General features: G+C 63.6%; 22 protein-coding genes. 10 read left to right on the top strand and 12 right to left on the bottom strand.

Translation table 11 applies throughout. The features are described 5' to 3' along the window. Positions 1–25: 25 nt before the first annotated feature. The 3 genes from ACCD07_RS15100 to ybaK all read right to left on the bottom strand — a co-directional run bounded on the left by ACCD07_RS15100 (position 26) and on the right by ybaK (position 1,943). Positions 26–673: a DsbA family oxidoreductase gene (locus tag ACCD07_RS15100; RefSeq protein ID WP_353400788.1), complete on the bottom strand. Its 648-nt coding sequence runs from the start codon at positions 671–673 to the stop codon at positions 26–28. 78 nt (positions 674–751) lie between these two features. Continuing rightward, positions 752–1,393, bottom strand: a complete 642-nt coding sequence (plsY, locus tag ACCD07_RS15095) for a glycerol-3-phosphate 1-O-acyltransferase PlsY (RefSeq protein WP_176652574.1) — start codon at positions 1,391–1,393, stop codon at positions 752–754. Between the two features lie 58 nt (positions 1,394–1,451). Continuing rightward, positions 1,452–1,943, bottom strand: a complete 492-nt coding sequence (ybaK, locus tag ACCD07_RS15090; RefSeq protein ID WP_353400790.1) for a Cys-tRNA(Pro) deacylase — start codon at positions 1,941–1,943, stop codon at positions 1,452–1,454. A 48-nt stretch (positions 1,944–1,991) separates the two neighbouring features. On the opposite strand from ybaK, the gene ACCD07_RS15085 reads away from it, so the two are divergent. Then, positions 1,992–2,990: an endonuclease/exonuclease/phosphatase family protein gene (locus ACCD07_RS15085; protein WP_413447804.1), complete on the top strand. Its 999-nt coding sequence runs from the start codon at positions 1,992–1,994 to the stop codon at positions 2,988–2,990. 3 nt (positions 2,991–2,993) lie between these two features. Here the strand turns inward: ACCD07_RS15085 and ACCD07_RS15080 are convergent, their stop codons facing one another. Next, positions 2,994–4,751 (bottom strand): EAL domain-containing protein, encoded by a 1,758-nt coding sequence (locus ACCD07_RS15080; RefSeq protein ID WP_413447803.1) that lies wholly within the window; start codon positions 4,749–4,751, stop codon positions 2,994–2,996. Positions 4,752–4,991: 240 nt separating this feature from the next. On the opposite strand from ACCD07_RS15080, the gene ACCD07_RS15075 reads away from it, so the two are divergent. Together ACCD07_RS15075 and ACCD07_RS15070 are read left to right on the top strand one after the other, a co-directional pair. Next, on the top strand, positions 4,992–6,203 hold the full coding sequence (locus ACCD07_RS15075; RefSeq protein WP_413447802.1) for an efflux RND transporter periplasmic adaptor subunit: 1,212 nt from the start codon (positions 4,992–4,994) through the stop codon (positions 6,201–6,203). A gap of 2 nt (positions 6,204–6,205) precedes the next feature. After that, on the top strand, positions 6,206–9,343 hold the full coding sequence (locus ACCD07_RS15070; protein ID WP_413447801.1) for an efflux RND transporter permease subunit: 3,138 nt from the start codon (positions 6,206–6,208) through the stop codon (positions 9,341–9,343). 46 nt (positions 9,344–9,389) lie between these two features. Here ACCD07_RS15070 and ACCD07_RS15065 read toward each other — a convergent pair whose 3' ends face one another. The 3 genes from ACCD07_RS15065 to ACCD07_RS15055 are packed head-to-tail and all read right to left on the bottom strand — an operon-like array spanning position 9,390 to position 11,022. Next, positions 9,390–9,566, bottom strand: a complete 177-nt coding sequence (locus ACCD07_RS15065) for a hypothetical protein (protein WP_176652569.1) — start codon at positions 9,564–9,566, stop codon at positions 9,390–9,392. Between the two features lie 53 nt (positions 9,567–9,619). Continuing rightward, a complete protein-coding gene (gene xerD / locus ACCD07_RS15060; protein ID WP_176652568.1) occupies positions 9,620–10,525 on the bottom strand; it encodes a site-specific tyrosine recombinase XerD in 906 nt (301 codons plus the stop codon). Further along, positions 10,501–11,022 carry a methylated-DNA--[protein]-cysteine S-methyltransferase gene (locus ACCD07_RS15055; RefSeq protein WP_413447849.1) on the bottom strand — a complete coding sequence of 174 codons (522 nt, stop codon included), beginning with the start codon at positions 11,020–11,022 and terminating at the stop codon, positions 10,501–10,503. The genes xerD and ACCD07_RS15055 overlap by 25 nt, the downstream gene beginning before the upstream one ends. A gap of 595 nt (positions 11,023–11,617) precedes the next feature. Between ACCD07_RS15055 and ACCD07_RS15050 the strand changes: the two genes are divergently transcribed. Together ACCD07_RS15050 and ACCD07_RS15045 are read left to right on the top strand one after the other, a co-directional pair. After that, complete coding sequence (locus ACCD07_RS15050) at positions 11,618–12,271, top strand: TRAP transporter small permease (protein WP_176652567.1); 654 nt, start codon at positions 11,618–11,620, stop codon at positions 12,269–12,271. A 29-nt stretch (positions 12,272–12,300) separates the two neighbouring features. Beyond that, complete coding sequence (locus tag ACCD07_RS15045; RefSeq protein ID WP_413447800.1) at positions 12,301–13,656, top strand: TRAP transporter large permease; 1,356 nt, start codon at positions 12,301–12,303, stop codon at positions 13,654–13,656. Positions 13,657–13,712: 56 nt separating this feature from the next. Here ACCD07_RS15045 and ACCD07_RS15040 read toward each other — a convergent pair whose 3' ends face one another. Then, entirely contained in the window at positions 13,713–14,144 is a 432-nt protein-coding gene (locus tag ACCD07_RS15040; RefSeq protein WP_353400801.1) for a winged helix-turn-helix transcriptional regulator, read from the bottom strand. A gap of 107 nt (positions 14,145–14,251) precedes the next feature. Between ACCD07_RS15040 and ACCD07_RS15035 the strand changes: the two genes are divergently transcribed. Continuing rightward, entirely contained in the window at positions 14,252–15,064 is an 813-nt protein-coding gene (locus ACCD07_RS15035) for an oxidoreductase (RefSeq protein WP_413447799.1), read from the top strand. Positions 15,065–15,098: 34 nt separating this feature from the next. Here the strand turns inward: ACCD07_RS15035 and ACCD07_RS15030 are convergent, their stop codons facing one another. After that, positions 15,099–16,085, bottom strand: a complete 987-nt coding sequence (locus ACCD07_RS15030) for a TRAP transporter substrate-binding protein (protein ID WP_176652563.1) — start codon at positions 16,083–16,085, stop codon at positions 15,099–15,101. 132 nt (positions 16,086–16,217) lie between these two features. On the opposite strand from ACCD07_RS15030, the gene ACCD07_RS15025 reads away from it, so the two are divergent. From ACCD07_RS15025 to ACCD07_RS15010, 4 genes are all read left to right on the top strand, one after another. After that, the gene (locus tag ACCD07_RS15025) at positions 16,218–18,245 is read left to right on the top strand and encodes a two-component system sensor histidine kinase NtrB (RefSeq protein ID WP_413447798.1); all 2,028 of its coding nucleotides are present in this window, start codon (positions 16,218–16,220) and stop codon (positions 18,243–18,245) included. Positions 18,246–18,249: 4 nt separating this feature from the next. Further along, positions 18,250–18,837, top strand: a complete 588-nt coding sequence (locus ACCD07_RS15020; RefSeq protein ID WP_176652561.1) for a response regulator transcription factor — start codon at positions 18,250–18,252, stop codon at positions 18,835–18,837. A 65-nt stretch (positions 18,838–18,902) separates the two neighbouring features. Then, positions 18,903–19,175: a BrnT family toxin gene (locus ACCD07_RS15015; protein WP_176652560.1), complete on the top strand. Its 273-nt coding sequence runs from the start codon at positions 18,903–18,905 to the stop codon at positions 19,173–19,175. Next, positions 19,138–19,515 (top strand): hypothetical protein, encoded by a 378-nt coding sequence (locus tag ACCD07_RS15010; protein ID WP_176652559.1) that lies wholly within the window; start codon positions 19,138–19,140, stop codon positions 19,513–19,515. Before ACCD07_RS15015 ends, ACCD07_RS15010 begins: the two co-directional genes overlap by 38 nt. 39 nt (positions 19,516–19,554) lie before the next feature. Here the strand turns inward: ACCD07_RS15010 and ACCD07_RS15005 are convergent, their stop codons facing one another. The 3 genes from ACCD07_RS15005 to ACCD07_RS14995 all read right to left on the bottom strand — a co-directional run bounded on the left by ACCD07_RS15005 (position 19,555) and on the right by ACCD07_RS14995 (position 22,386). After that, a complete protein-coding gene (locus ACCD07_RS15005) occupies positions 19,555–20,007 on the bottom strand; it encodes a TIGR02594 family protein (RefSeq protein ID WP_176652558.1) in 453 nt (150 codons plus the stop codon). 147 nt (positions 20,008–20,154) lie between these two features. Further along, positions 20,155–20,685 carry an NUDIX hydrolase gene (locus ACCD07_RS15000; RefSeq protein ID WP_413447797.1) on the bottom strand — a complete coding sequence of 177 codons (531 nt, stop codon included), beginning with the start codon at positions 20,683–20,685 and terminating at the stop codon, positions 20,155–20,157. A gap of 6 nt (positions 20,686–20,691) precedes the next feature. Beyond that, entirely contained in the window at positions 20,692–22,386 is a 1,695-nt protein-coding gene (locus ACCD07_RS14995; RefSeq protein WP_413447796.1) for a DUF885 domain-containing protein, read from the bottom strand. Positions 22,387–22,497: the final 111 nt, after the last annotated feature.

Raw genomic sequence — 22,497 nt, 5'->3', positions numbered from 1 at the left:
TTGCCCCCGCCCGCGACCGCATTTTTTAAGCCTGCGCCATAATCTCGCGCAGCGCTTTTTCGAACACGGCGGCCGGCTGGCCGCCTGAGATCAGGTGGCGCTCGTTGATGATCACGGCCGGCACCGAGTTGATGCCGTGGCGCTGGAAGAATTGCTCGCGCTCGCGCACCTCGTCGGCGTACTGGTTCGACTGCAGCACCTCGCCGGCCACGCCGGTGTCCAGGCCGACCTGGCCGGCCACGCGCAGCAGCACGTCGTGCGAACTGGGATCCTCGCCCTGCGTGAAGTAGGCGGAGAACAGCGCCTCCTTCAACTCCCTCTGCTTGCCCTCCAGGTCCGCCCAATGCAGCAGCCGGTGCGCGTCGAAGGTGTTGTAGATGCGGTCGCGCTTACCCATCGCGAAATCGAAGCCGACTTCGGCGCCGCGGGCCCGTATCATCTCGCGCGCCTGTTCCTGCTGCGCCGCGGAAGAGCCGTATTTTTCGGTCAGGTGCTCGCCGATGTCCTGGCCCTCGGGGCCCATGTTGGGATTCAGTTCGAAAGGCTGGAAGTGCAAGCTCACCGCCGCGTCGTCGCCGATATTGTCCAGCGCTTTTTCCAGCGACTTGAGGCCGATGGCGCACCACGGGCAGGAAACGTCGGAGACGAAATCGATTTTCAGGGGAGTGGTCATGGCGCGCCTTTGCTAAAGTAATTTCCAGCATATGGCGACACCCGGCGCAAAATCAAGCGCCGGGCGCAGGGGACGAAACTACTTTTTTTTGCTTTTCGGCGCAGCCTGGGCGGCGTCCTTGCTCTTGCTGCCGATGCGGCTTTCCTTGCCGGCGATCAGGTTCGAAATGTTCTTGCTGTGACGGAAAGCCAACAGTGCGCTCATGACGAACACGGCCAGCAGCTGCGGCTCGAGGCCGAACAGCAGGCCATAGTAAAACGGCGCGAACAGCGCCGCCACCAGCGCCGCCAGCGACGAGTAGCGGAAGGCGAACGCCACCACCAGCCAGGTCACCAGGGTCGCCAGACCCAGCCAGGGATTCAGGCCCAGCAGCACGCCCAGCGCCGTCGCCACGCCCTTGCCGCCGACAAAGCGGAAGAACACCGGCCACAGATGGCCCAGGAACACGGCGATCGCCACCAGCGCGATGGTGGCGTCGCCGATCTGCAGCTGCTGCTGGTAGCGTATCGCCAGCCACACCGCCAGCCAGCCCTTGGCGCCGTCGCCGATCAGGGTCATGACGGCCGCGCCCTTATTTCCACTGCGCAACACATTGGTGGCGCCGGGGTTTTTCGAGCCGTACGTGCGCGGATCGGCGATGCCGAACACCTTGCTCATGACGACGGCAAATGAGATCGAGCCGATCAGGTAGGCGGCGACGGTCATCCAAACTGTATTCATTATTTCCTCAAAGTCGTATCAATTCCCCTGCGGGAGGGTGAATATACACTGCCGGCGCTCAGTCGGCCAGAGCGCAGTGCACCGGCTTGGCCTGCAATAAATCGACCAGCACCCGCGGCGCGATGCCGACCAGGTAGCCGCGCCTGCCACCATTGATATAAATCGTTTCCAGCGCAAGGATGCTATCCTCGACATACACCGGCATGGCTTTCTTGGTGCCGAACGGCGAGGTGCCGCCTATCATGTAGCCGCTGTGGCGCTGCGCCACCTCCGGCTTGCACGGTTCGACGGCCTTGCAGCCGATGCCGCGCGCCAGGTTCTTGGTGGAGACCTTGCAATCGCCGTGCATCAGCACAATTAAAGGTTTGGCGGCGTCGTCCTGCATCACCAGGGTCTTGACCACGTGATGTTCGTCGACGCCCAGTTCGCGTGCGGACACCGTGGTGCCGCCGTGTTCCTCGTAGTCGTAGGGGTGCTCCGTAAAGGCCACCTTGTGCTTGCGCAGCATTTGCGTTGCGGGGGTTTCGGAGATGTGCTCTTTTTTGGCCATGCGTGATACGCTGTTGATGAAGTCTGTTGATTCCGGGAGTTGCCCATTATGCAGCAGGAAATTCGCTTTGCCACTTTCAATGTTTGCAATCTTTCCCAACCTGGGGCGAAATTGTACGACAATCTGCCGCCGCTGACCCCGGCGGAATACGAAGCGAAAGTCGCCTGGACCGCGCAGCAGCTGGACCAGCTCGACGCCGACGTGATCGGCCTGCAGGAAATCTTCTCGATGGACGCGCTGCGCGACGTGCTGGCGCGCAGCCGCCGCTACCGCGAGGCCGCGCTGGCCGGCTTCGATGCCGCCCCTGATCCGGACACCGGCGCGCCGCGCCTGATGCCGCAGGTGGCGCTGATCTCGCGCCTGCCGCTGGCCGTGCCGGCCGCCGTCTACACCGACTTCCCCGACGGCGTGGCGCTGCCCGCCGGCAGCCGCGACGCCGGCCGCTTCGCCCGCGCTCCGCTGCATGCGCAGGTGGTGCTGCCGGACCGGCGCATCGCCGACGTCATCGTCATCCACCTCAAATCCAAGCGCCCCGACTACCGCAGCGGCGACGACTTCGCCGATCCGATGCAGTACGCGCAAGCCAACCTGCGCTCGCTGATACGGCGCGGCACCGAGGCGGTGGCGCTGCGCGCGCTGCTGAGCAGACTGGAGGACCAGGCCCGCCGCCCGCGCATCGTGCTCGGCGACTTCAACGACACGGCCGATGCCGTCACCACCGCCATCGTCATGGGCTCCGGCGCGGCCGGCCTGCCGGGCGAGGAACTGAGCGGCCGCATGTTCGACTGCAACCAGATCCAGCAGGGCCGCGACACCTTGCGCCACATCGGCTACACCAACATCCACGAGGGCCACTACATGACCATCGACCACGTGCTGGTGTCGGAGGAATTCAATCCGGCCTCGCGCTACGCGGTGGGCGAAGTGCTGGACGTGACCTATCTGAACGACCACCTGCTGCAGCACAAGCCGGAAGCGTCGGACCACGGCCAGGTGCTGGTGCGCCTGCGCCTGTACGGCGCGCGCGACCTGGCGGCGGCGATGTAATCCTCATGCGCCGTCCAGCAGGCCGTTGAGGCCGTCGAGCTGGCCGTCCTGCCGCGCATAGTGCCCCTGGTACTGGTCGCAGCCGTGCCGCCGCAGGAAATGCAGCTGCGCCTGCGTCTCCACGCCCTCGGCCAGCACCGTCAGACCCAGGCTGCGCGCCATCGCGATGATGGTCGTGACGGCCGGCGCCACGCCGTCGCCCTCGGGGATGCCATCGATGAAGGTCTGGTCTATCTTCAGCTTGTCGAACGGGTATTCGCGCAGATGGCCGACGCGCGTGTAGCCGGTGCCGAAATCGTCGATCGCCAGCCGCACGCCCAGCTCCCGCAAGGCCTGCAAGGTGGCCGGCGCGCTGGCGCTGTGCTTCATGATGACGGCCTCGGTCAGCTCCAGCTCCAGCCACTGCGGCGCCAGCCCGGACAATTCCAGCGCCTCGCGCACGCTATCGGCCAGGTTCTTTTGCAGGAACTGCGTCTGCGACAGGTTGACCGCCACCGTCAGCGCATGGCCGGCGTCGTGCCAGCGCCGGGCCTGCAGGCAGGCCTGCTCCAGCACCCAGCGCCCGATCGGCACCATCAGGCCGCAATCCTCGGCCACGCCGATGAAGCGCTCGGGGCGCAGCAGGCCCAGGGTCGGGTGGCGCCAGCGTATCAGCGCCTCGGCCGCCAGCGGGCGCGCGCTGGCGATGTCGATCTGCGCCTCGTATTCCAGCACGAACTGCTGCTCGCGCAGCGCGCGCCGCAGATCGTTCTCGAAGGCCACCCGCTCGACGATCTGCGCGTTCATCTCGGGACTGAAGAACTGGAAGCCGTTGCGGCCGCTTTCCTTGGCGTGGTACATCGCCAGGTCGGCGTTGCGTATCAGCGTGTCGATGTCGGCGCCGTCGTCCGGATAGATGCTGATGCCGATCGAGGTGCTGACGTGCAGCCGGTGCGGCTCCAGCACGAACTCCTGGCTGATCGCGTTGAGCACCGAGGCCGCCACGTGGGCCGCCTGGTCGACGCCGCCCAGCTCGGACAGGATGATGACGAATTCGTCGCCCCCCTGGCGGCTGACGGTGTCGACGCTGCGCACGCAGCGCACCAGCCGCGCCGCCACCTCCTGCAGCAGCATGTCGCCCACGTGGTGGCCCAGCGTGTCGTTGATGTTCTTGAAGCGGTCGAGATCGAGGAACAGGATCGCCAGCCGGGTGCGCTTGCGGCGCGCCGTCGCCAGCGCCAGGCTGAGCCGGTCAAGCAGCAGCACGCGGTTGGGCAGGTCGGTGAGGAAATCGTGCTCGGCCAGGTGGCGGGTGCGCTCCTCGGAACGGCGGCGCTCGCCCACGTCGCTCAGCAGGGCCAGCGACAGCGCCAGCTGGTCCTGCTTGCGGGCGGAAATATCGTGCATGGTCGCCACCACCAGGTCCGGCGCGAGGGCCGTCAGCAGCACCTCGGCCCAGAACGGGCTGCCGTTACAGCCGACGCAGCACCATTCGAAGCGGCAGTTGCCGTCGCGCCGGGCGGCGGCCATCAACTCGGCCAGCGCCCGCTCCGACAGCACGCCCTCGGCCTGCTGCAATGGTGACAAATCGGCAAGCCCAAGGCCGAACAGCCGCGCCACCCGGTCGCACTCGAACAGCGCCAGCGCCGCCGGGTTGGCCCCGCCTATGCGCCCGTTTTGCAACAGCAGCATCGCATCGCCGGTCTTTTCGTACCATGCGCGGAAATCGATCGCAGCGCCCTCATCCGCCCCCTCTTCCGCACCGTCATCCTGTTCGTCCACTTGGCCCTCTCTGGCGTACGCCTTTTCAGGCCTCCTTCATTCTTGCCGCCCTCAGGAATCGACCATTGACCTTGCGCAAACGCGCTTGATCCCGTTTTTCTGCAGTTCAGCCGTGTTTTCTGACCGCCCGTCGCATTCCGGTGGCCGCCGGCCTTGCATTTTCATAAAGTGCCAACATGCGCAATCCCCGCTGCGGCAACCCTAGACCAGAAGAACGATATGAAACTTGAAACCTTGCCCATGTCCCCACAGCCCGTCGTCCGCAGCAAGCGCTGGCGCAAGCCGGCCGCGGCCCTGATCGTCATCGCCCTCGCCGGCGGCGGCTGGACCGTGATGCAGGCGAAGAAGGCCGCGCCGCCGGCCGCCGCGCAGGCCGGCAAGGACGACAAGAAGAAACAGGAAGTCTTCGAACTGGCCAGCGGCGACGTCGCGGCCATCGATGCCCGGTCATTGGCGGTCAGCTTGCCCTTATCCGGCTCGCTGGCGCCCCTGAGTTCGGCCACCATCAAGTCCAAGATCTCGGGCGTGGTGGAGGTCACCACGGTGCAGGAAGGCATGGCCGTCAGCGCCGGCCAGGTGCTGGCCCGCATCGACCAGGCCGACCTGCGCGCGCGCCTGCAGCAACAGCAGGCCATGCTGGACGAGGCGCAGGCCAAGCTGTCGCTGGCGCTGAAGAACGAAGCCAACAGCCAGGCCCTGCTCAAGCAGAAATTCATCGCGCAGACCGCCTACGACACCACGCAGAACGCCGTCGACCTGGCGCGCGCCAACGTCAAGTCCACCGCCGCGATGGTGGAGATCGCCCGCCTGGCGCTGAACGACGGCATCATCAAGGCGCCGATCAGCGGCGTGGTCAGCAAGCGCCACGTGCAGGCCGGCGAGAAGCTGGCGCCGGACATGCCGGTCTACAGCATCGTCAACCTGTCCGAGCTGACCCTGGAGGCACAGGTGCCGGCGTCGGAAATCCCCCGCGTCAAGGTGGGCCAGGACGTCAAGTTCAAGGTCGACGGCTTCCAGCAGCGCGATTTCCACGGCAAGGTGGCGCGCATCAATCCGGCCACCGAAGCGGGCTCGCGCGCGATGCTGGTCTACATCTCGGTCAGGAACGAGGACAGCGCGCTGCGTGCCGGCATGTTCGCCAAGGGCAGCATCGTCACCGACCGGTCGGCCGTCGCGCCCATCGTGCCGCTGGCCGCCGTGCACGCCAACAAGAACCAGCAGATCGTCTACAAGGTCGAACAGGGCAAGCTGATCGCGCAGCCGGTCAAGCTGGGCCTGCGCAACGAGGACGAAGGCTATGCCGAAGTGGTGGAAGGCCTGCAGGCCGGCGCCAACGTCATCGTCTCGCGGCTGGACAGCCTCAAGCCCGGCGCCTCCGTCAAGCTGCCTGCCGGCGCGGGCGGCGCGCCCGCGGCCGAACAGGCCAAAGCAGCTGAACCAGCGAAAGGCTGATCATGTGGATTACCAAAATCAGTATCCGTAATCCGGTCTTCGCCACCATGGTGATGGTGGCGCTGATGGTGCTGGGCCTGTTCTCGTACAAGGGGTTGGGCCTGGAAGCCATGCCCAACATCGACATCCCCGGCGCGGCCATCGAGGTGCAGTATCCGGGCGCCTCGCCGGAAGCGGTGGAGAACGACATCACCCGCCCGATCGAGGAAGCGGTCAACACCGTCAGCGGCATCAAGAACCTGCGCGCCAATTCGTGGGAAGGCCGCGCCGGCGTCTACATCGAGTTCGAGCTGACCACCAATATGGACCGCGCGATGCAGGACATCCGCGACAAGGTGGCGCAGGTGCGGCCGCGCTTCCCGCGCGAGGCCAAGGACCCGTTCATCGTCCGCTTCGAGGGCGAGAACGCGCGCCCGATGGCGCAGATCGGCATCACCGCCACCAACACCTCGGTGCGCGACATGTCGACACTGGCCGACCAGGTCATCGCCAAGCGCTTCCAGGGCGTGGCCGGCGTCGGCCAGGTGCGCATCAACGGCATGACGGCGCGCCAGATCCTGATCAACCTGCGTCCCAACGACCTGAACGCGCAGGCGGTCGGCGTCGACGAAGTGCTGGCCGCGATCCAGAACACCAACGCCAACCTGCCGGCCGGCTCCATCAGCTACGGCGCCAGCGAGCGCCTGGTGCGGGTCGAAGGCAAGATGAAGGACCCGCGCGACTTCAACAAGATCATCGTGGCGCGCCGCGCCAACGGCCCGGTCTATCTGGAGCAGGTCGCCACGGTGGAGGACGGCGCGCAGGAAGAGCTGTCGATCTCGCGCATCAACGGCCAGCGCTCGGTCACGCTGGACATCATCAAGGTGCAGGACGCCAACGTGGTCGAAGTGGGCAAGCGCATCCAGAAAGTGGCGGCGGACCTGCAGAAGACGCTGTCCTCCGACATCAAGGTCGAAGTGCTGAACGACGAATCGCTGAAGGTGCAAAGCCAGCTCGACAACGTCAAGGAGACCATCATCGAAGGCGCGGTGCTGACCATGATCATCGTGTTCTTCTTCCTGCACTCGTGGCGCTCGACCATCATCACCGGCCTGACCCTGCCGATCGCGGTGATGGCCAGCTTCATCGCCATGAAGGCCTTCGGCTTCACGCTCAACTTCATGACCCTGATGGCGCTGTCGCTGTGCATCGGCCTGCTGATCGACGACGCCATCGTGGTGCGCGAGAACATCGTGCGCCACCTGGGCATGGGCAAGAATCACCACAAGGCGGCCGAGGACGGCACCAACGAAATCGGCCTGGCCGTCATGGCCACCACCTTCGCCATCGTCGCCGTGTTCGTGCCGGTGGCCTTCATGCAGGGCATCATCGGCCGCTTCTTCCTGCAGTTCGGCGTGACGGTGGCGGTGGCGGTGCTGGTGTCGCTGTTCGTCAGCTTCACGCTCGACCCGATGCTGTCGTCGGTGTGGCCGGATCCGGTGCAGGACCGCTTCAAGTACGTGCCGTGGCTGGGCCGCTTCATGCACTGGCTGGAAGGCGGCGTCGAAGCACTGCACAAGGTGTACGGCAAGGTGCTGGCGCTGGCGCTGCGCTGGAAGAAGCTGACGCTGGCCCTGGCCTTCTCGCTGTTCGCCGGTTCGCTGCTGCTGGTGCCGATGATAGGCGGCGAGATGATGCCCGACCAGGACAGCGGCTGGGTCAACCTGCTGATCAAGACCCCGGTCGGCTCCAGCCTGGAATACACCGACAACAAGGTGCACCAGGTCGAGGACGCGCTCAAGGCCTTCCCGGAAATCGCCAACGTCATCGCGGTGGTGGGCACGCAGGACGGCCGCAACACCGCGCAGATCGACATGAAACTGCTGGACCGCAAGCTGCACAAGCGCCGCTCGCAGAAGGAAATGGAAACGGCCATCCGCGCGCGCCTGGGCAAGATCGCCGGCATCACGCTGACGGTGGGCTGGAAGCCCATCTTCATCGCCATCCTGGGCACCGACGAGGCCAAGCTGGACGACGTGGCCCACCGCCTGATGGACAAGATGCGCAAGATCAAAGGCATCGCCGACATGGAATACAGCCAGGAGGGCGCCAACCCGTCCACCAACATCAAGATCAACAACGAGCTGGCCAGCGACCTGGGCCTGACCACGCAGCAGATCGGCGCCGCGCTGCGTCCGTTCGTGGCGGGCGACACGACCTCGCACTTCCTGGCGGCGGACGGCCAGAACTACGACGTCAACGTGCAGCTGCCGAAATCCGGCCGGCAGAAGGTGGCCGACCTGGCCGACCTGTCGCTGGCGTCGAGCAAGCTGGGGCCGGACGGCCGTCCGGTCATGGTGCCGCTGCGCCAGGTGGTCGAGTTCGTGCCGGCGTTCAGCCCGCAGGTGCTCAAGCGCCAGGCCCTGCAGCGCCGCGTGGCCGTGTATGCGGGCGTCGAAGGCCGTCCCGGCGGCGACGTCGACAGCGACGTCAAGAAGGCCATGAAGGAGATCGAGCTGCCGGCCGGCGTGCGCTTCGACGTCGGCGGCAACGCGCAGGACATGGAAGAGAGCATGGGCTCGGCCATGATCGCGCTGGGCATCGCCGTGATCTTCATCTACCTGGTGCTGGCGTCGCAGTTCGGCAGCTTCCTGCAGCCGGTGGCGATCATGATGTCGCTGCCGCTGTCGCTGATCGGCGTGCTGGTGGCGCTGCTGGTCACGGGCACCACCTTGAACATCTTCTCGGTGATCGGCTTCATCATGCTGATGGGCCTGGTGACCAAGAACGCGATCCTGCTGGTGGACTTCACCAACCACGCGCAGAAGGAAGGCATGAGCCAGCTGGAGGCGCTGATGTGCGCCGGCCAGGTACGGCTGCGCCCCATCCTGATGACCACGCTGGCCATGGTGTTCGGCATGCTGCCGATGGCGATCGGCATGGGCGACGGTGGCGAGACGCAGGCGCCGATGGGCCGCGCGGTGATCGGCGGCGTGCTGACCTCAACCCTGCTGACCTTAGTGGTGGTGCCGGTGGCCTACACCTACCTGGACAGCCTGGGCAAACGCTGCGCGCGCTTCTTCAAGGGCAAGCACGAAGAGGAACACAAGGATGACAGCGAGCACCTGCATCAGGTAAAGCAGGAAGCCGAAGTGGCTTAAGTTAACGACACAAACAAACACAAACCGGGCTGGCAGCCCGGTTTTTTTATTCCTCGGCAGGAGCGGCGTCGCCGGCTTCCTCGCCGTCGTCGTCCAGCTCACCAGGCTCAGCCAGCCCGGGATTCTGCTTCAGCTCGGCCTTGCGCCGGGCTTTCTCTTCCGCTTTTTTCTTCTTTTCCAACTCACGCTGCCGTTTTTCGTACGCGAAGTTTGTCTTTGCCATTTGCTACCTCTTTCAGAATTGCACTACGTAAGTCACATTATGACCGAAGTTGGTCATCCACGAGGATGATGTTGCGCATGCAAATGCTTCAGGCGCTCACGGGCGACGTGCGTGTAGATCTGGGTGGTGGAAATATCGGAGTGCCCTAACAGCAACTGTACCACCCGCAGGTCGGCGCCGTGATTCAATAAATGGGTGGCGAAGGCGTGGCGCAAGGTGTGCGGCGACAGCGGCGCCGTGATGCCGGCCTTCAAGGCATGTTTTTTAATCAACACCCAGAACATCTGCCGCGTCATCGCCCCGCCGCGTCCGGTGACAAACAGCGCGTCGTCGACCTGGCCGTTGAGGATCACGCCGCGCGCCTCCTTCAGGTAGCGCTCGATCCACACCCGCGCCTGCTGGCCGAACGGCACCAGCCGCGTCTTGGCGCCCTTGCCGGTGATGCGCAGCACGCCGTCGTTCAGACTCAGCTCCAGCATCTTCAGCGCCACCAGCTCCGACACGCGCAGGCCGCTGGCGTACATCAGCTCCAGCATGGTGCGCTCGCGCAGGCCCAGCGGCGTGGCCACGTCGGGCGCCGCCAGCAGCGCCTCCACTTGAATTTCGCTCAAGGTGTGGACGAAGCGCTGGGGCTGTTTGGCAGATACCAATTTCAGGCTGGGGTCGTCCGTGATGCGGCGCTGGCGCAGCAGCATCTGGTAGAAGCGCTTGATCACCGACAGCCGCCGGTTGGACGACGTGGCCTTCTTGCTGTCCTCGTGGCGGGCCGCGATGTAGCCCTCGATGTCGTGTGCGCCGGCGGCCGCCAGCCCGGCCACGCCGGGCCGCATCTTTTCCAGCCAGCGGGCGAACAGGCGCATGTCGCGGCGGTAGGCCTCCAGCGTGTTCTTCGACAGGCCGTCCTCCAGCCACAGGCTGTCGCAGAACTCGTCGATCAGAGCAAGGTTGTCTGTTGCCATGCGTATTCTTTGGAACCTTCGTGCGCCAGCAGCCAGCGCTTGATGCCCAGCAGGTAGCCGTTGGGGTCGTCGCTGTTGGCAAAGCCGCCCAGGCCGGAGGCCGAGGTCACCCGGTGGCAGGGCACGACCACCGGAAACCAGTTAGCGCCGCAGGCCTGGCCGACCGCGCGCGGCGCCGAACCGATGTACCGGGCCAGTTCGCCATAGGTGCGCACGCCGCCGCGCGGGATCGAGCTGATGGCGTCCCACACGGATTGCTGGAAGGCGGTGCCGGCGCGCTTGAGCGGCAGGTCGAACTTGAAATCGGCGTCGGCGCAGTAGCGCCCGATCTGCTCCATCGCCAGCTCGGCGGTGGCGTCCTGTGGCGATTTCGCATCAAAATGGGGCGGCAGGTAACACAGCTCAGTTATCAGACCACTTTCCGTACGAACACCGAGTTTCCCGAATGGGAACGCTACCACGGCGGAAAAAATTTCATGCAGCTGTTGTATTTTCATCACAGGGATTTGCACCAAAAGAGAGCTAAAGTTGTCGAAATGCACCACACCGTCGCATTCCCGCTACAGCATAAAAACCACAACATTCCGTGCCTTGGCCAGCATTGTAGAACGCCGGCCAAAAAAAAACGCACCTCGCGGTGCGTTTTCAAATCCTGCTTCACGTTCCCGGTCGTTTGCCTGTCCTCGTAGCGCGCTTGTGGCGGCTTGCAAGGGCTATAGCAACGACATTCTGTAAAACGTGTGTCTCCTCGATCTCGCCGGTATTCATTACCGTTTCTCTACACACTCCCCACCTACAATTCTTTGCTCTTGCTACCGGGCTGCATATCGATATGCATGGATCCCTGAGAGCGACGCAATCATAACGTATCTTTTTGGCTTTTTCCGCATTTTTTTCCGTACCGAGCCGCGCATGTTTTAAACATCAAACAAATTTGACGCGTATCAAGAAAGTTGTGGTATTAGCCTCGCTGTTGGCAACACTCTTGGCAAAACACCTAGTAGTACCCCTCATTGCCACGATGCCGGCAAAAATATAATTTATGGGCAAATGTCAGATTTCCTGGCATCAATAAAACCCATGAGACAACCTATGTTTACAAAAATACTGGATCATCTGGAGGAGTGGATCATCACCCTGCTGATGGCGGGGGCGACCCTGATCATCTTCCTGTCGGTGGCGCACCGCTACGGCACCGGCCTGCCCATCCCCGGCGTGCAGGACTACCTGCTGTCGCTGCACTTCGAATGGGCGCAGGAACTGGCCATCATCATGTTCGTGTGGATGGCCAAGTTCGGCGCCGCCTACGGCGTGCGCATGGGCGTGCACGTCGGCGTCGACGTGCTGGTGAGCCGGCTGCCGACCGCCTGGCGCCGCCGCGCCACCTATGTCGCGCTGATGTGCGGCATGCTGTTTACCGGCATCATCGGCACCCTGGGCCTGACCTTCGTCTGGGAAAACGGCATGCACTACGCCATCTTCAACAAGCTGGGCATGGACATGACCGACCTGACCGAAGGGCCGACCACGCCCGACCTGGAATGGCCGACCTGGTTCATCTACTCGGTGGTGCCGATGGGGTCCTACCTGATGTGCTTCCGCTTCATCCAGGTCTCGCTGATCTACTGGCGCACCGGCGAAATGCCGCACCATGACGAATCGCACGTCGAAGGACTCGACGATGCCGAAGACGACGACATGTTTGCCTCGGTCGCCCCAACCCCAGCCCACGGAGGTGCCAAATGAGCACATCGGCTATCGAACCAGGCAATGTCATGTCCAAGAAACGCGCCGCCACCTGGCTGATCGGCATCGCCGCCATCCTGCTGGCCGTGTGCGTCATCGGCGGCAAGGTCGGCATCGTGTTCGCGCTGCTGCTGGCGCTGATGCTGACCGGGATTCCCGTCTCCATCGCGCTCGGCCTGACGGTGCTGATGTTCATGTACCTGCTGACTCATGTGCCGGTCGAGGCGGTGGCGCTGAAGCTGTTCAGCGGCATCGAGAAGTTCGAGATCATGGCCATCCCGCTGTTCATTTTGGCGGGTAACTTCCTGACCCACGGCGGCGTGGCCAAGCGCATGATCAAGTTCGCCACCAGCCTGATCGGCCACTGGCACGGCGGCCTGGCGCTGGCCGGCATCATCGCCTGCGCCATGTTCGCGCTGGTGTGCGGCTCGTCCGTGGCCACCGTGGTGGCGATCGGCTCCATCATCCTGCCGGCCATGGTCAAGCAGGGCTATCCGAAGAAATTCGGCGCCGGCGTCATCATCACCGCAGGCTCGCTCGGCATCCTGATGCTGCCGTCGATCCCGAAAGTGATCTACGCGATCTCGACCAACACGTCGATCGGCGCGCTGTTCCTGGCCGGCCTGTTCCCCGGCATCCTGCTGACGGTGATGCTGTGCACCACCACCTGGGTGCTGGCCAAGAAAAACGGCTACCCGCGCATGCGCAAGGCCACCTGGGGCGAGCGCATCAAGGCGTTCAAGGACAGCGTATGGGGCCTGATGCTGGTCGTGATCATCATCGGCGGCATCACCAAGGGCATCTTCACGCCGACCGAAGCGGCGGCGATGAGCGCGGTGTACGCCTTCATCATCTCGGTGTTCGTCTACAAGGACATGCCGCTGAAGAAGACACCAGAAGTGCTGAAGAAATCGGCCAGCCTGAGCGCGATGCTGCTGTACATCATCACCAACGCCGTGCTGTTCTCCTTCCTGATGGCGCACGAGAACATCCCGCAGGCGATGGCGGACTGGATCCTGGCCAAGGACCTGGGCCAGGCCGGCTTCCTGTTCTTCACCAACATCCTGCTGCTGCTGGCCGGTAACGTGATGGAACCGTCGTCGATCATCCTGGTGATGGCGCCTATCCTGCACCCCGCCGCGATCCGCCTGGGCATCGACGCCGTCCACTTCGGCATCATGATCGACGCCAACATGGAAGTGGGCCTGTGCCACCCTCCGGTCGGCCTGAACCTGTACGTGGCCAGCGGCATCTCGAAGATGAGCATCTCCGAGCTGACCGTGGCGGTGATGCCGTGGCTGCTGACGATGCTGGTGTTCCTGGTGATCGTGACCTACTGGCCCGGGCTGTCGTTGTGGCTGCCGAAGGCGATGGGACTGATGTAGCAACGTCACGCGCCGCAAGTAGCACGGAAGGGCAGGCCATCGCGGCCTGCCCTTTTTTATTCGCCGTCCGGCGGCACGATGCGGATCGGGCGGGTGCCTATCTTCGCGCCGGTCGCCTCGTCGATCGCCACCGCCCTGATCTCCGTGCCGGCTTCCTCGTCGAAGAAGCGTATCAGCTTGCCGCCGCCGCGGTGCCGGCGCCCCCACTCCCCCATCACGAACAGCACCGGCAGGAAATCCTGCCCGGCCGCCGTCAGCACGTATTCCTCGCGCGGGGGGCGTTCCGAATACTGCCGTTTCTCCAGCATGCCCTCCTCCGTCAACGTCGCCAGCCGCCGCGTCAGGATGGTCGGCGCGATGCCCAGGCTTTTGCGGAACTGGTCGAAGCGCGTCAGGCCGGCATGGGCGTCGCGCAGGATCAGCATGCTCCACGCATCGCCCAGGAAAGCCACGCTGCGCGCGATCGGACAAGGATTTTCGTTGTTCATATCGTTTCGATAGTGATTTATTTTCAAATGAGTGGTACAGTCACTACGCAATCGATACTAACACCGATTACGTTGTCGCACAATCAACCACACGTGGAGAACCAACTATGAGCAAGAACGATATGGGCGTCGCCCTGGTGACGGGCGCCTCCTCCGGCATCGGGCGGGTCACGGCGCAGGCGTTGCAGGCGGCCGGCTACCGCGTCTTCGGCACCAGCCGCAAGGCGGCGCAAGCGGGCGACGGCATCACCATGCTGGTCTGCGACGTGACCGACGACGCCTCGGTGCGGAACGCGGTCGCCCAGGTGCTGGCGCAAGCGGGCCGCATCGACCTGCTGGTCAACAACGCCGGCATAGGCCTGCTGGGCGGCGCGGAAGAGTCCTCCGCCGCGCAGGCCCAGGCTTTGTTCGACGTGAACGTCTTCGGCCTGCTGCGCGTCACCAACGCCGTGCTGCCAGCGATGCGCCGCCAGCGCAAAGGCCGCATCGTCAACATGAGTTCCATCTTGGGACTGATCCCCTCCCCCTACAACGCGCTGTACGCCTCGACCAAGCACGCGGTGGAAGGCTATTCGGAATCGCTGGACCATGAATTGCGCGCGGCCGGCATCCGGGTCGTGCTGGTCGAGCCGGGCGTGACCCGCACGGCTTTCGAGGAAAACCTGACGCGGCCGGACCGGCAGCTGCCGCTCTACGATGCGGAGCGCAAGCGGATGGAGGAATTGATGCGCAGCTGGATAGAGGCGGGAGACGCGCCCGAAGTGGTCGCCTCGGCGGTGGTGAAGGCTGCGGCCGCGCGCACGCCGAGACTGCGCTATGCCGCCGGCAAGCAGGCCAGCCAGGTGAGTTGGCTGCGCCGTTTCATGCCCGAGTTCCTGGTGGATCGCAGCCTGAGGAAGTTCAACGGATTCCCCGCCTGAACGGCAGGGAATCCGGGATGGAGCCGACGCGTGATTACTTCGCCGCTTCCTTGTTGATCGCGGAGATCAGGTCCTTGCCGATACGGCCTTCCATATCCTTCTGCACCGGCAGCAGCGCCTTGCGCCACTCGGCCTGTTCTTTCACGCTAGGCGTATAGACCTCGGTCTTGCCGGTCTTCTTGATCGCTTCCAGCGCCAGGTCGTTGTCGCGCTGGGCGATGGCTTTTTCAAACGTCGTGGCCTCCTTCATCGCCTTGTCCAGCGCGGTGCGGATGTCCGGCGGCAGGCCGTCCCAGAACTTCTTGTTGACGATGACCGCATAGCCCAGGTAACCGTGGTTCGATACCGTCACGTGCTTCTGCACCTCGTGCATCTTCTGCGTGTACATATTCGACGGCGGGTTCTCGGTGCCGTCGACCACGCCGGTCTGCAGCGCCTGATACACCTCGGAGAAGGCCAGCACCTGCGGGTTGGCGCCCAGCGCGCGCATCTGCGCGTCCAGCACCTTGGACGACTGGATGCGCATCTTCAGGCCCTTGAAGTCTGCCACTGAGTGCAGCGGACGGTTGGCCGACATGACCTTGAAGCCGTTGTCCCAGAACGCCAGGCCGGTGATGCCCTTCGGTTCCAGCTTCTTCATCAGGCCCTTGCCGATTTCGCCCTCGGTCACGTTGTACAGCGCGGTCTTCGACGGGAAGATGTACGGCAGGTCGAAGGCTTCGAATTCCTTCACGCCCAGCGGGCCGAACTTGGCCAGCGACGGCGCCAGCATCTGCACGGCGCCCAGCTGCAGCGCCTCGAGTTCTTCCTTGTCCTTGTACAGCTGGCTGTTCGGGTACACCTCCACCTTGACGCGGCCGTTGGTGGCTTTCTCGGCAAGCTGCTTGAAACGCTCGGCGGCCTGGCCCTTCGGCGTGTCGGTGGCGACCACGTGGCTGAACTTGATGACGATGGGCGCTTGGGCGTAAACGTTGAAGCTCAGGGCGGCGCTCAGCACGAGCAGGACGGATTTCAGTTTCATGGAGTCTCCAGAGGGGTTTATAGTTACACTATTGTTTTATTCTGGAAGATTCTCACGAAACATCGGCCCGCTGGCAACTGTGGAAAACCACAATGCCCGCTCCCGGTGCCGATCGCGATACCCTGACGCCCCATGAGCAACCCGCCAGCCACGCCATCCGCCGCGCGCAGACCGTCCTCCAGCACGGCGCTGCGCTGGCTGCTGCCCATCATGCTGGTGTTGTTTTTCCTGGCGATTTTGATCTGGCTGCCGTGGCAGGCGCGCCAGATGGAAAGCAACGAGCGCCAGGAACAGCTGATCGCCGACACGCTGTGGGTCGAGCAAACCATCCGCTTCCAGCTGGGGCGCGACGAGGAAAGCCTGCGCGGCCTGGCCGCCGAGATCAGCGGCGGGCACCTGACGACGGCCCAGCTGCACGAGCGTCTGGCGCGGCTGCTGAAGAACGGCCACGAGCTGCTGCGCGTGGTGTGGCTGCACCCGGACGGCAAGCTGGCCGCCAGCAGCGACCCGCAGGCGGCGTCGGTGGAGCTGACGGCCGCCTCGCGCGCCACCATGGAGCTGGCCCGCAAGACCCGGCACGCCAGCTACACCCAGCCGGAGGCGCAGACGCCCGACCGGGCCGCGGCGCCGGCCGCCGTGCTGATGGACTACCACGTGCCGCTGTACCGCGGCGACGAATACCTGGGCGACCTGGTCGCCACCTACCAGACCGCCACCATGCTGGAGGAGATGGTGCCGTGGTGGTTCGCCCAGGACAACCAGGTCTCGCTGATCGACCGCGACGACAAGGTGCTGGCGCGGCGCGCGGCGGCCGGTCCCGGCCACGGCGTCTACACCCACAAGCGCGCGCTCGACCTGCCGGGCGCCTCGATCACGCTGGTGACGGACAGCGTCAAGAGCGAACCGCAGCTGCTGCCTAATTTACTGGTCGGCTCGGTGATCGTGCTGTCGCTGGGATTGTTATGGAGCCTGCTGGCCCTGTGGGGCCACATCTCGCGGCGGCTGGCGGCCGAGGGCGCGCTGCGCCAGCAGATGTCGTTCCGCACCGCGATGGAGAACTCGCTGGTGACCGGCCTGCGCGCGCGCGACCTCGAAGGCCGCATCACCTACGTCAACCCGGCGTTCTGCCAGATCGTCGGCTATCCGGCCGAGGAGATCGTCGGCAAGCTGCCGCCCATGCCCTACTGGGCGCCGGAAGCGATGGCCGAATACCAGACCCGCTTCGCCTCCGTCCTCGCCGGCAAGGTGACGCCGCAATTCGAAACCATCTTCCAGCGTCCCGACGGCGAACGCGTGCCGGTGCTGATTTTCGAAGCGCCGCTGGTCGACAAGGACGGCAAGCAGACCGGCTGGATGGGCTCCATCCTCGACATCTCCGACCGCAAGCGCATCGAAGAACTGAACCGTCAGCAGCACGAGAAGCTGCAGGCGTCCGCGCGCCTGGCGACGATGGGCGAACTCGCCTCGATGCTGGCGCATGAACTGAACCAGCCGCTGGCCGCCATTTCCAGCTACACCACCGGCGCGCTCAATGTGCTGGGCCGCGCCGGCAGCGACGGCACGCCGGTCGATTGCGATATCCTCAAGCCGGCGCTGGAACAGGCCAGCGCGCAGGCGCAGCGGGCCGGCCAGATCATCCGCAGCGTGCACGAATTCGTCAAGAAGCGCGAGCCGCTGCGGCAGGAGATCGCCATCGCCTCGCTGCTGGATGGCATCCGCGCGCTGATCGAGCTGCAGGCGCGGCAAGCCTACGTCTCGTTCCAGACCAACATCCCGGCCGACTTGCCGCCGGTGCGCGCCGACCGCGTGATGATCGAACAGGTGCTGCTGAACCTGACCCGCAACGCCATCGAGGCGATGGCGCACATCCCGCCGCAGCGGCGCATCCTCAACGTGGTGGCGGCGTATGATGCGGCCACGGCGCAGGTCAGCGTGGCGGTGATCGACCAGGGGCACGGCATACCGAAGGAAGTGGCGGAGCGTCTGTTCTCGCCGTTCTTCTCGACCAAGGCGGAAGGCATGGGCATGGGGCTCAATATCTGCCGCACCGCGATAGAATTCCACGGCGGCGCGCTGACCCACAGCGCCAATCCGCAAGGCGGAACCATATTTACGTTCGTGCTGCCGGCGGTGCTGGCGGCAACGGAACAGGAGACATAAAACAATGCTGCATATCGTCGATGATGAAGCGGTCGTGCGCGACTCCCTGACCTGGCTTGCCACTTCGCGCGGCATACCCTCGCGCGCCTACGACTCGGCGCCGCAGTTCCTCGCCCAGACCGAGGGCGGCCAGTTCGACGCCGACGGCGACTGCGTGCTGCTCGATGTGCGCATGCCGGACATGAACGGCGTGGCCGCGTTCGACCAGCTGTCCGCGCGCGGCCTGACGCAGCGCATGCCGGTGATCTTCCTGACCGGCCACGGCGACGTGCCGATGGCGGTCGATGCGCTCAAGCGCGGCGCCTTCGATTTCTTCGAGAAGCCGTTCAACGACAACCAGCTGATGGACCGCGTGCAGGAAGGCCTGGCCAACTCGCGCAAGGCCGGAGCGATGGCGGCGGTGCACGCGCGTCTGGCCACGCTGTCGGCGCGCGAACGCGAGGTGCTGGACCTGATCCTGGCCGGCAAGATGAACAAGGTGGTGGCCGACCAACTGGGCATCAGCATGCGCACAGTGGAAGTGCACCGCGCCCACATCTTCGACAAGATGCAGGTCAAGACCGCTGTTGAGCTGGCGGGGCTGCTCAAATAACCCACACCTCACGCCGCTTGATTCCCCTCAAGCGAACGCCTACTATGAAGTGACAAGATCGTCCCATGCTTACCTGGGACGAAAACAAGCGCAAGGATAACCTGAAGAGGCATGGCATCGACTTTGCCGAGTTGGAGTCGGTATTTGATTTGCCGATGTACACCAACGAAGACAAGTCGGCAGCGCATTCCGAAAAGCGTCTTCGTAGCTTCTGCTTGTTTAAAGGCAGAGTCGTAGTCTTAATCTGGACCTGTCAGGGTGAGCTTACGAGACTAATTTCTTGTCGATATGGTGATAGACGTGAAACGCGAACCTACTTCCAAAATTCCCCCTTTTAGCCGTGAGGAAATCGAGGCGATCATCGCTGCGGCACCTGAGCACGTGGATGATCCCGATTGCCCATACGACACTGACGACCCAGTTGCCTTTGAAGCATACTGGTCAAACGCAAAAATGATTTTGCCTGGCGAGCACGCTTTCCAAAAAGAAGAACGCAAATCCCATGCAAGGAAATCGATGTTGACCAAGGAACATCTGGAAGCGACCATCGCGGCCGCTCCAGAATATGTCGACGATCCGAACAACGAGGCTGAAGTGAAAGCATATTGGTCGAGAGCCAACATCACATTCCCAGGCGAACAGCCACACCCGAAGCCGTTCAGGAAATCCAAGGGGTGAAGCTCCAGTACCTGAGCCAGGCACTGCAGTCAACATCAACTAGTAACCCACAGTCGAGCTTCCAAGCCCTGCGCCGGCTTCGGCTTTAGGACCAGGCCACCGATAGCTCAATACACTCTTGACAGGGTAGTAGTGTTCCCGGACTTCTTCGAGCTGATTTCCTCCAAATAAAACAACAGAGTCCCCCTCTATCCGGAGGAAAAACCCTACGTGGCCCTTCCAGCTATTGGGATCATCCCTCGTCAATACGGCGATACACCCAGGCACGGGGCTTTCCAACGGAATACCCCATTCCAACCAAGAGCGAGCCAGTGCTGAACCGGTGCCTGCAATACCGACTTGGGCGAGACACCAATTCATAAAGGATGAACACCATGAAATCTTGTCGTCGTAACCCCGCAGGTTGGTATGGTAGTTGTACTCGACGATTCTAGGATTAGTCTGGCCAGCTGGGAACCGCCGTATACCGCGCTCTCCAAAAGCGGCGTTCATCCAAGGTACTGTGGTCTTATCGGATAATCTCAACACTATGTTTTTGACTTACAGTGGGCTAAATAGCATAGCAGGTATGGCGACCCCGATGTCTGGCCCCCGATGTCTATATATATCGACTCAATGCGTCAAGCTCTCGCGTCGGTATTAACCCGCCAATTTGGACAGAAAGCGCCTTATATGCGGGTCGCTTCGTTCGAAGGGTACTTCATCAAACGGAAACCACCGTATGGATTGAAATTCTTCTTCGTCATACTGAATCCGCTTTGTCCGGTCCGCATTGACCACATACCAGAGCGAGACATCGGTGTGGCCCGCGGTGAGCCCCACCGTTGTAGTGACGGTCAGCATCAGCGGGGCGCATATGGGATGCGAGGCCACCATGCCCAGTTCCTCCGCAAGTTCGCGCGTCACGGTATCGCGCGGATGCTCGCCAATGTCGACATGTCCGCCGGGAGGCAGCCAGAGTTGGGCATTCCGATGGTCGACCAACAGCACGTGTCCGCCATCCACCACCACGAAGTAAGACACGAGGTGTTTTGGTGGCGTGGCCGGTTTAACCAGCCGGTACAACTCTGCGCCTGAATCAATCCACTCAAGTGCATCGGCAATCTGGCATCGTTCCAGGTCGTCCAGGGGAACGATGGCGGACAATTCTTCGCGTATTTTATGACGCATCTGTGACTAGCCCGCCTTCTGTTTGGAGATCCACTCATCCACCATCTGCTCCAGCACCGGCAGCGGCACGTTGCCGGTCTCCAGCACCACGTTATGGAAGCCCTTGATGTTGAACTTGTCGCCCAGCGCCTTCTGCGCCTTGGCGCGCAGGTCGAGGATGCGCATCATGCCGATCTTGTAGGCGCAGGCCTGGCCCGGCATGGCGACGTAGCGGTCCACCTCCGCCGGCGGGATGCCGTAGTCGATGCCTTGCTGGCGCGTCCACTTCATCGCATGCAGGCCGGTGTCGACCACCAGGCGGCGCGCGCGGAACAGTTCAGCGTCCAACTGGCCCAGATGGCCGACGACATCGCTGCCGTACCAGTTATTCTCGGACGCCAGCTGCTCCGCATACAAGGCCCAGCCTTCGCCATACGCCGAGCCGACCGAGAACACGCGGTCGCGGCGATAACGCGGCAGTCCTTCATTCTCCTGCTGCAGCGCGACCTGGAAGTGATGGCCTGGCACGCCCTCGTGATACACCAGCGTGCGCATGCCGACGATGCGGAACTCAGGTCCCGGCATCGGCGCCCAGAAGATGCCGGGGCGCGTGCCGTCCTTGGCCGGCCCGGTGTAGTGAGCAGCGGCGGTCTTCTCGGTGAACGGCGGCTCGCGCTTGACCACCACCGGTGCTTTCGGCGTGACGTCGAACAGTTCTTTCGAACGCGCCTCGGCATCGCGCAGGATCTCGTCATAGCGGTTCAGCAGCGCCGGACGCGGATCGGCTTCCTTCGGCTGCGAATCGACTTCCAGCTTTTCCATGCGCTGCTTGATGGTGCCGTCCTTGTACCCCAGCGACACCAGCAAACCGTCCATCTCCTTTTCAATGCGCGCCACTTCCTGCAGACCGATATTGTGGATCTGCTGCGGCGTGTAGGTGGTGGAGGTCATCTGCTTCAGCAGCACGGCGTAGGCCTTGTCGCCTTTCGGCAGGCGCCACAGGCCGGCGTCGTTGGTGGTGCGCGGCAGCTGCTCCTGCAGCAGCGTGCGGGTACGCTGGAACACCGGGATGATCGAGTCCTTGACGATGCCGGTCGCCTCGGCGGCGAACTTGGCCTGCTGCTCCGGCGTCACGTCCTTCAAGCCGCCCATGCGCTGCACCAGCGTGGCGACGAACACGTTGTTCTCCGGCGCACCATCCAGGAAGCGATCCAGCTGTCCGATCGAGGCCTGCGTCAAAAAGGTCGGCATTAGGATGCCGCGTCCGGCGGCGCCGCGCGATTGCAGGATGCCGGTGTCCATCTTGCCGGAGACGGCCTTCAGGCGCTCCAGGTAGTTTTCGATATCGCGCTGATTGCGGATCGGGTGCGCCTGCGTCAGGAAGTTCACGATCTGCACATGCAGGCCGCCGAACTGGTTGAACACGAAGTTGTAGTCGGCGTATGGATAGGCGTCGACCGCGCCCTGCAGGCTCCAGGCGATGCTGGCGGCGCTGGCGCGCTGCTGCGGCGTCAGGTTTTTCTGGTCGATCTTCTTCAGCTGCGCCAGCGCGGCCTTGGCGTTGGCCACCTCGCCGGCGCGGAACACCACCGAGTTGGGCGTCAGCTTGCGGTCCAGCTGGTCCTGCTCACTGCCGCTGAAGTACTGCTTCTGCGTGGCCTGCTCCGGATCGTTGCGCACCTTGGCGTTGGCGACTTTGTCGGCCCAGTCGTCAAAGCTCACGGCATGTGCGGCGAGGGTAAAGGAAGCACCGGCAAGCAGCGCAATGAATCTGGTTGAAGTTTGCATGGGACGTGGGCCTTTTTAAAAAGAACCGCACGAGTGTAGCGCAGT

This window comes from Duganella sp. Dugasp56, from assembly GCF_047304105.1.
Taxonomy (GTDB): domain Bacteria; phylum Pseudomonadota; class Gammaproteobacteria; order Burkholderiales; family Burkholderiaceae_D; genus Rugamonas; species Rugamonas hordei.
The sequence above is the reverse complement of the archived record's forward strand: the minus strand, read 5'-3'. Positions and strand labels throughout refer to the sequence as shown.

What these genes read in the sequence shown, in the direction of transcription:
- ACCD07_RS15100 (WP_353400788.1), bottom strand. Translation starts at nt 673, where the DNA reads ATGACCACTCCCCTGAAAATCGATTTCGTCTCCGACGTTTCCTGCCCG.
- plsY (WP_176652574.1), bottom strand. Translation starts at nt 1,393, where the DNA reads ATGAATACAGTTTGGATGACCGTCGCCGCCTACCTGATCGGCTCGATC.
- ybaK (WP_353400790.1), bottom strand. Translation starts at nt 1,943, where the DNA reads ATGGCCAAAAAAGAGCACATCTCCGAAACCCCCGCAACGCAAATGCTG.
- ACCD07_RS15085 (WP_413447804.1), top strand. Translation starts at nt 1,992, where the DNA reads ATGCAGCAGGAAATTCGCTTTGCCACTTTCAATGTTTGCAATCTTTCC.
- ACCD07_RS15075 (WP_413447802.1), top strand. Translation starts at nt 4,992, where the DNA reads ATGTCCCCACAGCCCGTCGTCCGCAGCAAGCGCTGGCGCAAGCCGGCC.
- ACCD07_RS15070 (WP_413447801.1), top strand. Translation starts at nt 6,206, where the DNA reads ATGTGGATTACCAAAATCAGTATCCGTAATCCGGTCTTCGCCACCATG.
- ACCD07_RS15065 (WP_176652569.1), bottom strand. Translation starts at nt 9,566, where the DNA reads ATGGCAAAGACAAACTTCGCGTACGAAAAACGGCAGCGTGAGTTGGAA.
- xerD (WP_176652568.1), bottom strand. Translation starts at nt 10,525, where the DNA reads ATGGCAACAGACAACCTTGCTCTGATCGACGAGTTCTGCGACAGCCTG.
- ACCD07_RS15055 (WP_413447849.1), bottom strand. Translation starts at nt 11,022, where the DNA reads ATGAAAATACAACAGCTGCATGAAATTTTTTCCGCCGTGGTAGCGTTC.
- ACCD07_RS15050 (WP_176652567.1), top strand. Translation starts at nt 11,618, where the DNA reads ATGTTTACAAAAATACTGGATCATCTGGAGGAGTGGATCATCACCCTG.
- ACCD07_RS15045 (WP_413447800.1), top strand. Translation starts at nt 12,301, where the DNA reads ATGTCCAAGAAACGCGCCGCCACCTGGCTGATCGGCATCGCCGCCATC.
- ACCD07_RS15040 (WP_353400801.1), bottom strand. Translation starts at nt 14,144, where the DNA reads ATGAACAACGAAAATCCTTGTCCGATCGCGCGCAGCGTGGCTTTCCTG.
- ACCD07_RS15035 (WP_413447799.1), top strand. Translation starts at nt 14,252, where the DNA reads ATGAGCAAGAACGATATGGGCGTCGCCCTGGTGACGGGCGCCTCCTCC.
- ACCD07_RS15030 (WP_176652563.1), bottom strand. Translation starts at nt 16,085, where the DNA reads ATGAAACTGAAATCCGTCCTGCTCGTGCTGAGCGCCGCCCTGAGCTTC.
- ACCD07_RS15025 (WP_413447798.1), top strand. Translation starts at nt 16,218, where the DNA reads ATGAGCAACCCGCCAGCCACGCCATCCGCCGCGCGCAGACCGTCCTCC.
- ACCD07_RS15020 (WP_176652561.1), top strand. Translation starts at nt 18,250, where the DNA reads ATGCTGCATATCGTCGATGATGAAGCGGTCGTGCGCGACTCCCTGACC.
- ACCD07_RS15015 (WP_176652560.1), top strand. Translation starts at nt 18,903, where the DNA reads ATGCTTACCTGGGACGAAAACAAGCGCAAGGATAACCTGAAGAGGCAT.
- ACCD07_RS15005 (WP_176652558.1), bottom strand. Translation starts at nt 20,007, where the DNA reads ATGAACGCCGCTTTTGGAGAGCGCGGTATACGGCGGTTCCCAGCTGGC.
- ACCD07_RS15000 (WP_413447797.1), bottom strand. Translation starts at nt 20,685, where the DNA reads ATGCGTCATAAAATACGCGAAGAATTGTCCGCCATCGTTCCCCTGGAC.